At 71.1% G+C, this 14,033-nt stretch carries 11 protein-coding genes; 10 read left to right on the top strand and 1 reads right to left on the bottom strand.

Annotated features, from left to right (window positions below):
* The 9 genes from RWO82_RS12000 to RWO82_RS12040 all read left to right on the top strand — a co-directional run.
* The coding region (locus tag RWO82_RS12000) for a beta-L-arabinofuranosidase domain-containing protein (RefSeq protein ID WP_314427295.1) at positions 1-2,727 on the top strand (2,727 nt) is incomplete at its 5' end.
* A gap of 109 nt (positions 2,728-2,836) precedes the next feature.
* Positions 2,837-3,745, top strand: a complete 909-nt coding sequence (locus tag RWO82_RS12005; protein WP_314427297.1) for a dihydrodipicolinate synthase family protein — start codon at positions 2,837-2,839, stop codon at positions 3,743-3,745.
* Between the two features lie 16 nt (positions 3,746-3,761).
* Positions 3,762-4,763, top strand: coding sequence for a proline racemase family protein (locus RWO82_RS12010; protein WP_314427299.1), 1,002 nt, complete (start codon positions 3,762-3,764; stop codon positions 4,761-4,763).
* Entirely contained in the window at positions 4,760-5,776 is a 1,017-nt protein-coding gene (locus tag RWO82_RS12015; RefSeq protein ID WP_314427301.1) for an ornithine cyclodeaminase family protein, read from the top strand. Before RWO82_RS12010 ends, RWO82_RS12015 begins: the two co-directional genes overlap by 4 nt.
* A complete protein-coding gene (locus tag RWO82_RS12020; RefSeq protein WP_314427303.1) occupies positions 5,763-6,467 on the top strand; it encodes a GntR family transcriptional regulator in 705 nt (234 codons plus the stop codon). Before RWO82_RS12015 ends, RWO82_RS12020 begins: the two co-directional genes overlap by 14 nt.
* Complete coding sequence (locus RWO82_RS12025; RefSeq protein ID WP_314427305.1) at positions 6,467-7,633, top strand: FAD-binding oxidoreductase; 1,167 nt, start codon at positions 6,467-6,469, stop codon at positions 7,631-7,633. The genes RWO82_RS12020 and RWO82_RS12025 overlap by 1 nt, the downstream gene beginning before the upstream one ends.
* A complete protein-coding gene (locus tag RWO82_RS12030; RefSeq protein WP_314427307.1) occupies positions 7,630-8,010 on the top strand; it encodes a (2Fe-2S)-binding protein in 381 nt (126 codons plus the stop codon). The genes RWO82_RS12025 and RWO82_RS12030 overlap by 4 nt, the downstream gene beginning before the upstream one ends.
* A complete protein-coding gene (locus RWO82_RS12035) occupies positions 8,003-9,502 on the top strand; it encodes an NAD(P)/FAD-dependent oxidoreductase (RefSeq protein ID WP_314427310.1) in 1,500 nt (499 codons plus the stop codon). Before RWO82_RS12030 ends, RWO82_RS12035 begins: the two co-directional genes overlap by 8 nt.
* Positions 9,499-10,974 (top strand): aldehyde dehydrogenase (NADP(+)), encoded by a 1,476-nt coding sequence (locus tag RWO82_RS12040; protein ID WP_314427312.1) that lies wholly within the window; start codon positions 9,499-9,501, stop codon positions 10,972-10,974. Before RWO82_RS12035 ends, RWO82_RS12040 begins: the two co-directional genes overlap by 4 nt.
* Positions 10,975-11,326: 352 nt before the next feature.
* Here RWO82_RS12040 and RWO82_RS12045 read toward each other — a convergent pair whose 3' ends face one another.
* Positions 11,327-13,276 (bottom strand): beta-L-arabinofuranosidase domain-containing protein, encoded by a 1,950-nt coding sequence (locus tag RWO82_RS12045; RefSeq protein WP_314427314.1) that lies wholly within the window; start codon positions 13,274-13,276, stop codon positions 11,327-11,329.
* 163 nt (positions 13,277-13,439) lie between these two features.
* Here RWO82_RS12045 and RWO82_RS12050 point away from each other — a divergent pair, with 163 nt between their 5' ends.
* Positions 13,440-13,958: a hypothetical protein gene (locus RWO82_RS12050; protein ID WP_314427317.1), complete on the top strand. Its 519-nt coding sequence runs from the start codon at positions 13,440-13,442 to the stop codon at positions 13,956-13,958.
* The last annotated feature ends 75 nt before the right edge of the window (positions 13,959-14,033 follow it).

Below are 14,033 nucleotides of genomic sequence, written 5' to 3' on the forward strand. Positions count from 1 at the left end.
CGCGTGTATCCGGTCGATCGCCTGCTCGCGGTCTTCCGCGCGAACGCCGGGCTCGACACCCGGGGCGCTCTGGCTCCCGGCAACTGGGAGGACTTCGGTCACCCGCGCGAGCAGTCGTGGGGCGAGCACGACTACCCGGGTCGGGAGAACGCGCAGACCGCCAACCTGCTGCGCGGCCACTACGCGGGGCACTTCCTCTCGATGCTCTCGCTCGCCTACGCGGGCGAGCGCGACGAGGCGCTGCGTGCGAAGGTCGACGAGTTCGTCGCAGGGCTCGGCGAGGTGCAGCGCGCGCTCGCCGCGACCGGCCGCTACTCGCATCCGGGATTCCTGGCCGCGTACGGCGAGTGGCAGTTCTCGCGGCTCGAGGACTATGCGCCGTACGGCGAGATCTGGGCGCCGTACTACACGACCCACAAGATCATGGCCGGGCTGCTCGACGCCTACGAGCTCGCGGGCAATGCCGAGGCGCGCGACATCGCCGTGTCGATGGGGCACTGGGTCGCGCACCGCCTGACACGCCTCGACCACGAGCGCATCCAGCGCATGTGGTCGCTCTACATCGCCGGAGAGTACGGCGGCATGAACGAGACGATGGCGCGGCTGAGCGTCGTCGCCGACGAGCCGCTGTTCCTCGACGTCGCGCGTCTGTTCGACCAGGACGACCTGATCGCCGCGGGCGTCGAGCGGCGCGACGTGCTCACCGACATGCACGCGAACCAGCATCTGCCGCAGCTCATCGGCTACCTGCACGAGTACGACCTCACGGGCGATCGGCGCTACCTCGATGCCGTGCTCGGACTCTGGGACCAGATCGTGCCGGGGCGCACGTTCGCGCACGGCGGCACCGGCGAGAGCGAGCTGTGGGGGCCACCGGCCACCGTCGCCGGCGACATCGGGCACCGCAACGCCGAGACCTGCGCCACCTACAACCTGCTCAAGATCGCACGCCACCTGTTCGCGCTGACACGCGATGCGCGGTTCATGGCCTACTACGAGCGGGGCCTGCTGAACCACATCCTCGCCTCGCGGCGCGACGTCGACTCCGACACGAGTCCTGAGGTCGCCTACATGTTCCCCGTGAACCCGGGCACGGTCGCCGAGTACGACAACATCGGCACCTGCTGCGGCGGCACGGGGCTCGAGAACCACGTCAAGTACCAGGACACGGTCTTCTTCACGTCGGCGGGTGCGGATGCCGATGCGGAGCTGTGGGTCACGCTCTTCACGTCGGCCACGCTCGACTGGCGTGAGCAGCGCGCCACGGTGCGGATGCAGACGACCCAGCCTCTGGGCGGCGTCACCGAGATGCACATCGACGGCGACGAGTTCGTCGACGGGACCACGCTGACCCTGCGCATCCGCGTGCCCGAGTGGGCCGTCGAGACGCCGACCCTGCGGTTGAAGGCCACGGCGGATGCGACCACCGGTGAGACGATCACCGCTCCGGTCGACGACGGTCACCTGGTCGTGCGGCGGCCGTGGTCGCGCGGCGAGGTGCTGCGCATCGAGACCCGCGCCGCACTGCGTGCCGTGCCGACCCCCGACGACCCTGCGCTGCAGTCGATCGAGTTCGGGCCGACGGTGCTGGTCGCGCGCTCCGAGGCGACGACCACGCTCGACCTCGCGCTCGCGCAGCGACGCCGGCTCGACGGCTCGGTGCGCGTCGACGGCGCCACCTCCGGCGAGGGAGCCGGCGCCACCTCCGTGGATGCGGTCGAGGCTGCACTGCGTTCCGAGGGCGCCGTGCACATCGCCGGCGTGCGGTTCGAGCCGGTCTGGACGGGCAGCGACGAGCGGTACCACATGTATGTGCGGGCCTTGGGAGCCGAGATCGGGTTCGTGGGCGCCGACACCGAGGTGCCGGTGCGGGTGCGCCACGACGGCACCTCGCTGCTCGACGACGTGTGGCGGACCCCGGCGCCCGCGAGCCGCGCCGAGTTCCTCGACCGGGTGGGAGAGACCGCGACCGTCGCTCGCCGCGACGGACTGCTGTCGCACAGCGAGCTCGTCGAGGTGCTGCGGGCGGCCGCCACGGCCGACATCGACGGCCTCGGCCCGCACGTCGGCAGCACGGTGACCGAGATCTCCGCAGACCCCGACGCAGGGACCGAGACGACCGCCGTGACATGGCGGGAGAGCGCAGGTGCCGACGGCATCCTCGCGGTCGAGTGGTTCGTGCCCGGCGCTCTCGCGGACGCGCCGATCGCCCCCTCGATCGCGATCACGACCGGGGTGCAGCCCGCGCCCTCCGGCTGGTTCACCGAGGTGCCCACGATCGCCGTGACCGCGGAAGACCTCGCGGGTGTCGGGGGTCTGCGGGTGGAGGTCTCGGTGGGCGACGGGGAGTGGATGCCGTACACGGCGCCCTTCCCGCTGCCGGGAGACGGCGAGCACCGTGTGCGCGCACGCGCGACCGATGCCTCGGGCGCGGTGGGCCACGCCGCGCTGGACATCGCCGTCGACACGGGTGCGCCGGTCTCGCGGGCGACCGTGCGGCGGCTCGGTTCCAGCGTCGAGATCACGCTGACGGCCACAGACGAGGTGTCGGGAGTCGAGCGCATCCAGTGGGAGGGGCCCGGCACGTTCTGGGCGACGTTCCAGGAGGCCTTCGTGCGTGCGCTGTCGGACGACGAGCAGGTGATCGAGTTCGCGGCGACCGACCGTGCGGGCAATGAGGAGGCCCGTCAGCGGCTGATCCTGCCCGCTCGCGGGGACGCCTCATGATGGATGCCCGCGTGCCGTGGACAGGAACGGCTTCGACGACTAACATTGCAATTGTACTCACCACTCACTCTGGTGCCGAGGGGCGCCGACAGCACAGGAGTTCTGACTCATGACCGAAAAGAAGCCGTGGCACGGCGTCAACCTCGCCACGACCCTGCCGATCAACCCCGACCTCTCCGTCAACTACGACGCGTACGCCGAGCACATCCGCTTCACGACGGACAACGGCGTGACCGGCATCATCCCCAACGGCTCGCTCGGTGAATACCAGACGCTCACCGTCGAGGAGCGCAAGCGCGTGTACCTCACCGCCGTCGAGGCGGCTCCCGAGGGCGTGGCCGTGATCCCGGGCGTCGGCGCCTACGGAGCGCTGGAGAGCGTGATGTACACCGAGCACGCCGCCGAGCACGGTGCCCCCGCCGTCATGCTGCTGCCCCCGAACGCCTACCGCGCGAGCGACGACGAGGTCGTCGACCACTACCGTCGCGTCGCTGCGGTCGGCCTGCCGATCCTCGCGTACAACAACCCGATCGACACCAAGATCGACCTGCGCCCCGAGCTGCTGGCGCGGCTGTTCGACGAGGGCCTGATCGTCTCGGTCAAGGAGTTCTCGGGCGATGTGCGCAACGCCTACGCGATCCGCGAGCTCGCACCGGGCCTCGACATCTCGATCGGCTCCGACGACGTGGTGCTCGAGCTCGGCATCAACGGCGCGGTCGGCTGGGTCGCCGGCTACCCCAACGCCATCCCGGCATCCACCGTCGAGCTGTACGAGCTGTCGACCTCGGGCGACCCTGCCAGCTGGGCCAAGGCGCACGAGATGTACCGCGACCTGCACCCGCTGCTGCGCTGGGACTCGAAGACCTGGTTCGTGCAGGCCATCAAGCTGTCGCAGGAGGTCGCGGGTGTCGCCCCCGCGGGCATCACGACGCGCCCGCCGCGCTTGCCGCTCCCCGACGAGGTGCGCACGCGTATCATCGCCGACACCGAGGCCGTTCTGGCCAAGGGCTACCGCTGATCCGGAGACACACCACATGCGAGCACAACGCGTCTTCCACGCCGTCGACTCCCACACCGAGGGGATGCCGACGCGCGTGATCGTCGGCGGCGTCGGAGCGATGCCGGGGTCGACCATGGAGGAGCGTCGGCAGTGGTTCATGGCGAACAGCGATGACCTGCGTCTGCTGCTCATGAACGAGCCCCGCGGTCACAGCGCCATGAGCGGAGCGATCCTGCAGCCGCCGACGCGACCGGATGCCGATTTCGGCGTGCTCTACATCGAGGTGTCGGGGTGTCTGCCCATGTGCGGGCACGGCACGATCGGAGTGGCGACGGTGCTCGTCGAGACGGGCATGGTGCCGGTCGTCGAGCCGGTCACCACGATCCGTCTCGACACCCCGGCAGGTCTCGTGATCGCCGAGGTGCACGTCTCCGACGGCCACGCCGACAGCGTCACGCTGCGCAACGTGCCCTCGTTCGTCGTGGCGCTCGATCAGGTCGTCGACGTGCCGGGCATCGGGGCCGTCGAGTACGACCTCGCCTTCGGCGGCAACTTCTACGCGATCGTCTCGCTCGAGCAGATCGGCCTGCCCTTCGACCGTGCGCACAAGGGCGAGCTGCTCTCGGCGGGGCTCGCGATCATGCACGCGATCGAGGCGGAGGGCGAGCCGGTGCATCCGGTCGATCCGACGATCCGCGGATGCCACCACGTGTATCTGAAGGCGCCGGGATCCACCGCGCTGCACTCGCGGCACGCCATGGCCATCCACCCCGGCTGGTTCGACCGCTCGCCGTGCGGCACCGGCACGAGTGCGCGCATGGCGCAGCTGCACGCACGCGGCGAGCTGCCCCTCGAGCAGGATTTCGTCAACGAGTCGTTCATCGGCACGAGCTTCACGGGCCGCCTCGTCGAGACGACCGAGGTCGCCGGCATCCCCGCGGTCATCCCGACCATCACGGGACGCGCGTGGGTGACGGGCACCGCCCAGTACATGCTCGACCCGAGCGACCCCTTCCCGCAGGGTTTCGTGCTGTGACCCCTGTGCCCGCGGACTCCGTGCCGGTGATCGGCGTCGACGAGATCGACTCCGCGATCGACCGTCGTGGCGCGGCCGACGCCATCGAGGCCGCGCTGCGCGACGGGGTCGACATCGAGTCCGACGCCCCGCGGCTGTTCAGCCCGCTCGACAGCGGAGAGTTCCTGCTCATGCCGACCCAGTCGTCCGAGCACGCGGGCATCAAGGTCGTGACCGTCGCTCCGCGCAACACCGAGCGCGGGCTGCCGAAGATCCAGGCCTGGTACCTGGTGTTCGACGCCGAGACGCTGAGCCCTCTCGCGATCCTCGAGGGTGCACGCCTCACCACGCTGCGCACGCCCGCCGTCACGGCGGTCGCGATCCGGGCGATGCTGCAGGCCGACCCGCGCGGACCGCAGCAGGGCATCGGCTCGCTCGCCGTGCTCGGCTCGGGGCCGCAGGCCGAGGCGCACGTGCGCACGCTCGCCGACCTCCTGCCGGTCGGCGAGGTGAGCATCGTGGGCCGCACGCCGCACCGCGCGGCCGAACTGGTCGAGCGGCTCGACGCCGACGGCATCCGGGCGCGGGCCGCCTCCGCAGAGGCGGCGGAGCTGCGCGCCGCCGACGTCGTCGTGACGGCGACCTCGTCGAGCACCCCGGTCGTCGGCCGACGCGACGTCGGCGATCATGCCGTGATCGCGGCGATCGGTTCGCACGGCGCGGCGCACCGCGAGCTGTCGGCCGACCTGGTGACCGACGCCGATCTGGTCGTCGAGGCGCGGGCCTCGGCGTTCCGCGAGAACGGCAACCTGCTGCAGGCCCGGGGCCTCGCGGACTGGCAGGCAGGTGCGCAGCGTGTGACGAATCTGCGAGAGTTGATCGCGGGTGCGTTCGTGCGCCGTGACGCTCGACCGGCTGTCTACACGGGCGTCGGAATGAGCTGGGAGGATCTCGCCGTCGTGGCGCGGATCCTGAAGTCGGCGCGGGGCGCCGATGCATCGCCTCGGAGAGGGAACACAGATGTCCGGAAGTGACACGCGCAGCCTCGTACGGCTCAGCAAGCAGCCCAGTGTTCGCGACACGGTCACCCGTGCCCTGCGCTCGGCGATCATCAGCGGCGAGATGCAGCCGGGACGTGTGTACTCGGCGCCGAGTCTGGGCGAGGAGTTCGGCACGTCGGCCACCCCGATCCGCGAGGCGATGCTCGACCTGGTGCGCGAGGGCCTCGTCGTCGCGATGCCCAACCGCGGCTTCCGCGTGACCGAGGTCTCACAGCACGACCTGGCCGAGGTCACCGAGCTGCGGCTGTTCCTCGAGCCGCCCGCGGTCGAGAAGGCGACGCCGCTGATCCCGGAATCCGCGTTCCCCGACCTTCGCGGCAAGGCCGAGGAGATCGTGGTCGCGGCAGAACGCGGCGACCTCGTCGAGTACCTCAGCGCCGACAGCGACTTCCACCTCGCGATCCTGCAGTATGCGGGCAATGCCCGGCTCACGCAGCTCATCCAGTCGCTGCGCTCGCAGACCCGTCTGTTCGGCCTCGCCGAGCTGTACGAGCGCGGGCACCTCACCAGCTCCGCCAAGGAGCACCACACGATCATGGACGCGATCGCGGCGCGGGACGCGGTGAAGGCACGCGACCTGGTCTTCTCCCACATCGAGCACGTGCGCGGCGACTGGTCGGGGCACACGGTGGGCGAACCCCACCCCGCGGAGGCGAACGGCTAGTGGCTCGATCGACAGCACGCGCCGACGTCGTGATCGTCGGGGCGGGAGTCGTCGGTGCCGCGACGGCGTACTTCGCGGCGGCATCCGGGCTGCGGACGATCGTCGTCGAGCGCGGGTCGATCGCCTCGGGAACCAGCAGCCGGTGCGAGGGCAACATCCTCGTCTCCGACAAGGAGGTGGGCCCCGAACTCGAGCTGTCGCTCTACTCCCAGCGCGTGTGGCGCGAGGATCTCGCCGAGCACGCGGAGCTGTGGGAGTTCGAATCCAAGGGCGGCCTCGTCGTGGCCGGAAGCGCGGGCAGCATGGCGGGCCTCGCGGCTCTCGTCGAGCACCAGCGCGAACTCGGCATCCGCGCCGAGCTCATCGACGGCAATGCGGGGCTGCGCGAGGCCGAGCCCTACCTCAACCCCGCGCTCGTCGGCGGTGCGTTCTACCCCGACGACGCGCAGGTGCAGCCCCTGCTGGCCACACACCACCTGCTGAGGCTCGCGATCGCGCACGGCGCCGAGCTGCGCACCAGAACCTCGGTGCACGGCATCCTCGCCGACCGCGGTCGCGTGGTCGGTGTCGACACCTCCGCGGGCCGCATCTCGGCCGGTGCCGTGGTCAACTGCGCGGGCCCCTGGAGCAGCGAGGTCGCCGCGCTCGCCGGCGTGCATCTGCCCGTGCTGCCCCGACGCGGCTTCGTGCTGGTCACCGAGCCCGTGCCCATCACGGTGCACCACAAGGTCTACGCCGCCGAGTACGTCGGCGATGTCGCGAGCTCGGATGCGGGTCTCCAGGTCTCCCCGGTCGTCGAGGGCACTCCGAGCGGCACGGTGCTGCTGGGCGCCAGCCGCGAACGCGTCGGCTTCGACCGCTCGTTCTCGGCGGAGGCGGTCGCCCGCATCGCCGCGAGCGGTCTCGGGCTGTTCCCGGCGCTGCGCGACGTGGGCGTGCAGCGCGCGTACTCGGGATTCCGTCCGTACTGCCCCGATCACCTCCCGGCGATCGGCGAGGACGCCCGGCTGCTGGGCCTCTGGCACGCGGCAGGCCACGAGGGCGCAGGCGTCGGCCTCTCGGTCGGCACCGGCAAGCTGCTCTCCCAGGCGCTGCAGTCGCAGCCGACCGACATGGATCTGACCCCTTTCCGCCCCGACCGACTCGAAGGACTCGTCGCCGCATGACCCGGACGAATGCCGACGGGACCGCACCCGTGAACAGCCTCGACTTCGACGGCACCCCCGTGCCGTTCACCCCGGGTCAGACGATCGGCGGCGCCCTCGCGGGGGCCGGCATCGTCTCGTGGCGCACGACGAGACGCGACCATGCCCCGCGCGGTCTCTTCTGCGGCATCGGAGTGTGCTTCGACTGCCTCGTGACGGTCGACGGAGTGCGCAGCCAGCGCGCGTGCCTCGTCGAGGCGTGCGCCGGGCAGCGCGTGCAGAGCGCCGACCCCGACGAACCGCTGCCCCTTCCCGCCGAGCCTTCCCCGCGTCCCGGGACCGCCGGGGCGCCGCATACGCCGTCCGCCGCCCCGAGCGCTGAGGAGCCTCATGTCTGAGCACAGCATCCCGGCATCGCCTCCGCTCCTCGCCGACGTCGCGGTCGTGGGCGCGGGCCCCGCGGGACTGAGCGCGGCGGTCGTCGCCGCCGAGCACGGGCTCCAGGTCGTGCTGATCGACGCCGGGCGCCAGACCGGTGGCCAGTACTGGCGGCACCCCGACGAGCGTCATCGCGACGCGTTCTCGGCCCCCGAGAGCACCGGCCATCACCACTGGACTCACTACACCGACCTGCGCGACAGGCTCGCTGCATCCGTCGCATCGGGGCGCATCCGGGATCTCGCCGGACGCCAGGTGTGGCGCACCGACGGCTTCGACGACCGGGTCGCGCTGCGCACCAGCGCGGTCAGCGGCACCGACACCCTGCCTCTCGCCGAGCGCACGACCTGGGCGCGTCGACTCGTGATCGCGACCGGCGCCTATGACCGACAGCTGCCCGTACCCGGATGGACGCTGCCCGGGGTCATGGCTGCCGGTGGCGTGCAGGCGATGCTCAAGGCCAACCAGGTGCGAGCGGGGCGTCGCGCCGTGGTCGCGGGCACCGGACCCTTCCTGCTGTCGGTCGCCGCGGGTCTCGCCGAGGCCGGAGTCGAGGTGGTCGAGGTCGTCGACGCCAACGCCCTGTCGCGATGGGCGGCCACTCCGCTGCGGGCGCTGCAGGAGCCGGGCAAGCTGTGGGAGGGCGTGGGATACGCCGCCACCTTCCTGCGTCACCGCGTGCCGCTGCGCACCCGCACGATCGTCACGGCCGTACGCGGGGACGGGCGGGTATCCGAGGTCGACATCGCCCGCGTCGACGGGAAGGGCCGTGTGCGCCCTGGCTCGACGCGCACCGTGACCGCCGACCTCGTCGCGTTCGGATGGGGATTCACCCCGCAGCTCGAACTGGCCGTCGGCCTCGGACTGCACACCCGCATCGACGTCGACGGATCGCTCGTGGTCGACGTCGACGACGACCAGCGCACCTCCGATCCGCTCGTCTTCGCCGCGGGCGAGGTCACCGGCATCGGCGGCGCCATCGCGTCGTGCGCCGAAGGGGAGCTCGCGGGCTCCGCGGTCGCGCGCGACCTCGGCGTCACGACCGACACGCGACGCATGGCCCGGCATCGTCGACGTCTGCGGCGGGGGCGACGCTTCGCGGTCGGCATGCACCGGGCGAGCCCCGTGCCCGACGCCTGGGACGAGTGGGTCACCCCCGAGACCCACATCTGCCGCTGTGAAGAGGTCACCGCCGCCGAGGTGACCGAGGCAGTCGACGCCCTCCGCGCCGACGACGCGAGAGACGTCCGGGTCACCGCCCGGCCGGGCATGGGGCTCTGCCAGGGGAGAGTGTGCGGATTCGCCCTCTCGAAGCTCGTCGCCACCGGCACCGGAGACGTCGTCGACGCCCCCGCCCTCGAATCCTTGACCAATCGACAGGTGGGCGTGCCCGTGTCGCTCGGCGATCTCGCCGCGCTCGTGCCGCACCACCCGAACCAGGAGGAGTCATGACCATGCACGACACGTCGGAAGACAGCGTCGACCGGATCATCGATCGTGCGGTGCGCGCGTCCGAGCAGTGGAAGCGGGCGGGCATCGACGAGCGCAGCCGCGCCCTCGTCGCCGTCGCGGATGCGCTCGATCAGCACGCCGACGAGCTGATCTCGATCGCACAGCGTGAGACCCACCTCGCCGAACCGCGGCTGCGCGGCGAACTCCGCCGCACGAGCTTCCAGCTGCGCATGTTCGCCGAGATGCTGCCCGAGGGGCTCTGGCTCGACGCCCGCATCGACCACGCCGACGCCGACTGGCCGATGGGTGCCCCGCGCCCCGACCTGCGCCGCCAGCTCGAACCGATCGGGCCGACGCTCGTGTTCGCCGCGAGCAACTTCCCCTTCGCGTTCTCCGTCGCCGGAGGAGACACCGCGAGTGCGCTCGCCGCGGGCAACGCCGTGGTTCTCAAGGCGCATCACGGACACCCCGAGCTCTCCGACGCGACCTCCGCAGTGGTCGTCGACGCGCTCGCCGCGGCCGGTGCCCGCGAGGGGCTGTTCCAGACCATCCACGGCACCGAGGCGGGGGTGCGCGCGCTGCGAGCGCCGGGCATCAAGGCCGCCGCGTTCACGGGATCGGTGCGCGGCGGACGTGCGCTGTTCGACATCGCATCGAGCCGGCCCGAGCCGATTCCGTTCTACGGAGAACTCGGCAGCACGAACCCCGCGTTCGTGACCCGGCGTGCGGCCGAGCGGGATGCCGCCGGAATCGCCCGCGACTTCGTCGCCTCGGTCACCGGCAGTGCAGGACAGCTCTGCACCAAGCCCGGAGTGCTCTTCGTGCCGGCGGGCTCGTCGATCGTCTCGGAGCTCGAAGCCCAGCAGCTGCCCGCCGCGTCGGCGCTGTTGAACGGCGGCATCGAGAGCGGTTTCCGTGACTCGCTCGCCTCGACCAGGGGAGTCGCCGGAGTGCGCACGCTCTCCGCCGGGGCGGATGGCGGAGCTGACGCCGATGGCGGTGCGCCGTCTCCGGTGCTGCTCGCCACGTCGATCGAGACGCTGAGTGCCGAGATGCACACGCTGATGAGCGAGATGTTCGGTCCCGCGGCGCTCGTGGTGACCTATGACGACGAGAGCGAGCTGCTCGAGATCGCCGACCGGCTCGAAGGACAGCTGACCGCGACGATCATCGGCGAGGACGACGATGAGATCGCGGCCGACCTTCTCCCCAAGCTGTCGGAGCGGGCGGGGCGAGTGCTCTGGAACCAGTGGCCCACCGGAGTGTCGGTCACCTGGGCGCAGCAGCACGGCGGCCCGTACCCCGCGACGACCGCCGTCGGCACGACCTCCGTGGGCATGGCCGCCATCACTCGATTCCTGCGACCGGTGGCGTACCAGAACGTCCCCGAGAGCCTGCTGCCGGATGCGCTGAAAGAGGCGAACCCGCTCGGCATCGCGCGACGGGTCGACGGCATCCTGATCGTGCCCTGATCCGGCGCGGATCCGCCGCGCATCCGGCCTGATCCGCCGCGGATCCGCTCCTGCCCCATCGTGCGGGGTCACTTTCGCACCCCAGGCCCCGGTTCCGTGGGATGCGGGGTCAGTTTCGCATCTCGGGCGGCTGTGCCCGGTGCGTTTGTGACCCCGCACGGATCGATCGGCGGCGGCTTCGCGTCGCGAGCCCCGGTTCCACGGTGCGGGGCCAGTTCTGCATCCTGCGCGCGATTCCGTAGGATGCGGGGTCAGTTTCGCATCTCGGGCGGCTGTTTCCGGTGCGTTTGTGGCCCCGCACCGCGTGGTCTGGCGCGGGGGAGGGGTGCTGCGGCCGCGCGGAAACCTGTGGTCAGCGCCCCCGCGTCGGCATCCACACCCGCATCGCCGTGCCGCCGTCGAATTCGGCGAACGGTCGCAGCTCGACGACGATCTCCTCGGATGCTGCGCGATCGGCCTCGTGTGAATACAGCGCTCGCGAGTCGGTCTGCAGCCGGTGCGCGGCGACCGTGATCCGTGGGCCGAGGAGTCCTCGGACCCCGCTGCCCGACCCGTCCGCGCCCGACCCGTCCGCGCCCGGCCCGTCCCCGCGCGACCCGTCCGCGCCCTCCCCGTCCCCGTCGGTGGCTGCCAGGGCATCGGCGTCTACGGTCAGGCCGTCGACATCGCCGACCGCGCAGTAGACGACCGGTCCGCGGCGAACGGCGACGGTTCCGCGCACCGCGTCGATGAGCGGATGGGGGTGGATGACGTCGACCTCCACCGGCAGCCGCAGGTCGAGTTCGGCGCCGTCGACGAGTGCGCCGTCGACGACGAGCCACCCGTCCTCCACGACCGCATCCACGGTCTCGCCGTCGCGGAGCAGCGTGACCGTCCGCCCCGACACCCATTCCGGGATGCGGAGGGCGAGTCGTCCGCGTCCTTCTTCGGCGTCTCCGCGCACGCTCAGGCGGATGCTGCCCTCGGCCGGGTACGCCGTGTCGATCGTGACCGCTGCGCCGTGCGCGTGCACGGTGGCCGAGGCGTAGAGCACGATGTCGAGCCCGTCGGGGCGTTCCGCCGCGACGTGGTGTTCGAGCGACGCGAACGTGCGCATGAGGTTCGGCGGGCAGCACGCGCAGCTGAACCAGCGGCGACGCCCGGCCGGATCGGCTCCCCCATAGGGGCGTTCGTTGCGCACCTGCAGCGGATTGACGTAGGTGAACGAGTCGCCGCGGGTCGAGATGCCCGCCGCGACGACGTTGTAGAGGGCGGTCTCGCCGACATCCATGAATCGGGCCTCGCCGGTCGCGAGGTACATGCGCCACGCCCACCCGAACAGGGCGACTCCCGCGCAGGTCTCGGCGTACGCGCGATCCGGCGGCAGCTCGAAAGCCTCGCCGAACGCCTCGTCCTCGTGTCGGGCTCCGGTGCCGCCCGTGACGTACATGCGCCGGGAGACGAGGTCGTCCCACTGGGTGCGCATCGTGTCGAGCATCGTGGCGTCGCCGGTCTCGAGGTAGAGGTCGGTGATGCCCTGGTTCAGGTAGAGCGCTCGCACGGCATGCCCGCGCATGCGGGTGGCGTGCAGGGCAGGCTGCTCGTCCTGGTAGTACTCGGCACCGAAGGTCACGCCGCCGAGGAATCCGGAGCCACGTCGACGCACGAACGCGTCGGCGAGCGCGAGCGGCGCGTCGACACCGGTCGTGCGGTGCAGCTCGACCAGCGCGGCCTCGATGAGCGGATGCCCGCAGTACTCGACCGCGTCGTCGGCGCCGAGACGAGAGACGACGTGGTCGACGAAGCGCTCCGCGACCCGCAGCAGTCGGTCGTCGCCGATCGCGCGGTGCGCACCGACCGCGGCCTGGATCAGGTGCCCGAGGCAGTAGAGCTCATGGCCCTGCGCGAAGTCGCTCCACGGCTGTCGATCCTCGCGAGCGAGGTAGGCCGAATCGAGATAGCCGTCGTCCTGCTGGGCGCGCTCGATGAGTGAGACCGTGGCGTCGAAGAACGCCCTCAGCTCGGCATCGTCCTCGCGTCCGAGCTCCCATGCCGCCGCTTCGAGGGTCTTGTAGATGTCGGAGTCGGCGAAGAGCATGCCCCGGAACTCGGCATCGGACTCGCCCGTGAGCCGCCGCAGGTTGTCGAGGGTGCCGTATTCCTCCAGCATCCGGATGCCGTGCGGCAGTGTGACTTGCCTGTTGCGCTCGTGCCATTCGTGTACGAGTCCGCGATCGATCAGAGGCGCCGACGCCAATGTTCTGCGGCGTCCATGCGTCGTCGGGCCGATCGGGGCGGCGGCTTTCGCGTGGGTCTCGGGCATGTCGTGACTCTTCTCCGAGGCACCGGCGGCACCTCTCGTCGCGAGTGCAATTGTACTTGTACTCGGTGGTGCAGACCAGACCCTCGCAAAATGCCGGGATGCTCTACCGAGCTTCGCGGCTGGTCGTCCTGGGTCGCGCGTGCAGAGCCCTAGTGTCGGCCCGGTGAACCTCGGATCCCTTGCAGACATCATCACCGCCCTCACCGCCGTCGGTGCCCTCTTCGCCGCCGTCGTCGGCGCGAGACACGCCGCTCGACTCTTCGCCGTCGAGGCGAGGCGCGACGACAGCGCCGCCGCTCGCGAGAGGCAGGCGCAGGCGAGTCAGGTGTTCGCGTGGGTGGCGTCGCGCATCGTCGACGACGAAGCGGTGGCGTATGGCGCGGTCGTCGTGAACTCCTCGGAGCAGGCGATCTACGACGTGATGGTGCGGGTGACCGGCGCGAACGGCATCGAGCGGCGTCCGGTCACACTGACGATCCTCCCGCCCGGTGCGTACTACCTCGAGGAGAGCGCCGAGGCCTACGGGTGGACGTTCGCGTCACGGCTGCGGTCGTTCGATGAGGAGATCCGCCCCGTCACGAAGTCGAAGAAGCGCACGATCGCCGGCATGTGGTTCCGCGACAGTTCGAACCTCCACTGGACGCGCGATGAGACCGGCATCCTCAGTGCGCAGCCGCTCTGACGGACCGGGCCGCGGTCAGGCCGCATCCGGGTGAGGACAGAAGGCGGCTCGTTCCGCACGGCGGCACGAGGGATG

Origin of the sequence: uncultured Microbacterium sp. (assembly GCF_963521645.1) — a bacterium.
Lineage (GTDB): Bacteria > Actinomycetota > Actinomycetes > Actinomycetales > Microbacteriaceae > Microbacterium.

Excerpts from the sequence above, each read along its gene's own strand:
- RWO82_RS12005 (WP_314427297.1), top strand. The coding sequence starts at position 2,837 with ATGACCGAAAAGAAGCCGTGGCACGGCGTCAACCTCGCCACGACCCTG.
- RWO82_RS12010 (WP_314427299.1), top strand. The coding sequence starts at position 3,762 with ATGCGAGCACAACGCGTCTTCCACGCCGTCGACTCCCACACCGAGGGG.
- RWO82_RS12020 (WP_314427303.1), top strand. The coding sequence starts at position 5,763 with ATGTCCGGAAGTGACACGCGCAGCCTCGTACGGCTCAGCAAGCAGCCC.
- RWO82_RS12030 (WP_314427307.1), top strand. The coding sequence starts at position 7,630 with ATGACCCGGACGAATGCCGACGGGACCGCACCCGTGAACAGCCTCGAC.
- RWO82_RS12035 (WP_314427310.1), top strand. The coding sequence starts at position 8,003 with ATGTCTGAGCACAGCATCCCGGCATCGCCTCCGCTCCTCGCCGACGTC.
- RWO82_RS12040 (WP_314427312.1), top strand. The coding sequence starts at position 9,499 with ATGACCATGCACGACACGTCGGAAGACAGCGTCGACCGGATCATCGAT.
- RWO82_RS12045 (WP_314427314.1), bottom strand. The coding sequence starts at position 13,276 with ATGCCCGAGACCCACGCGAAAGCCGCCGCCCCGATCGGCCCGACGACG.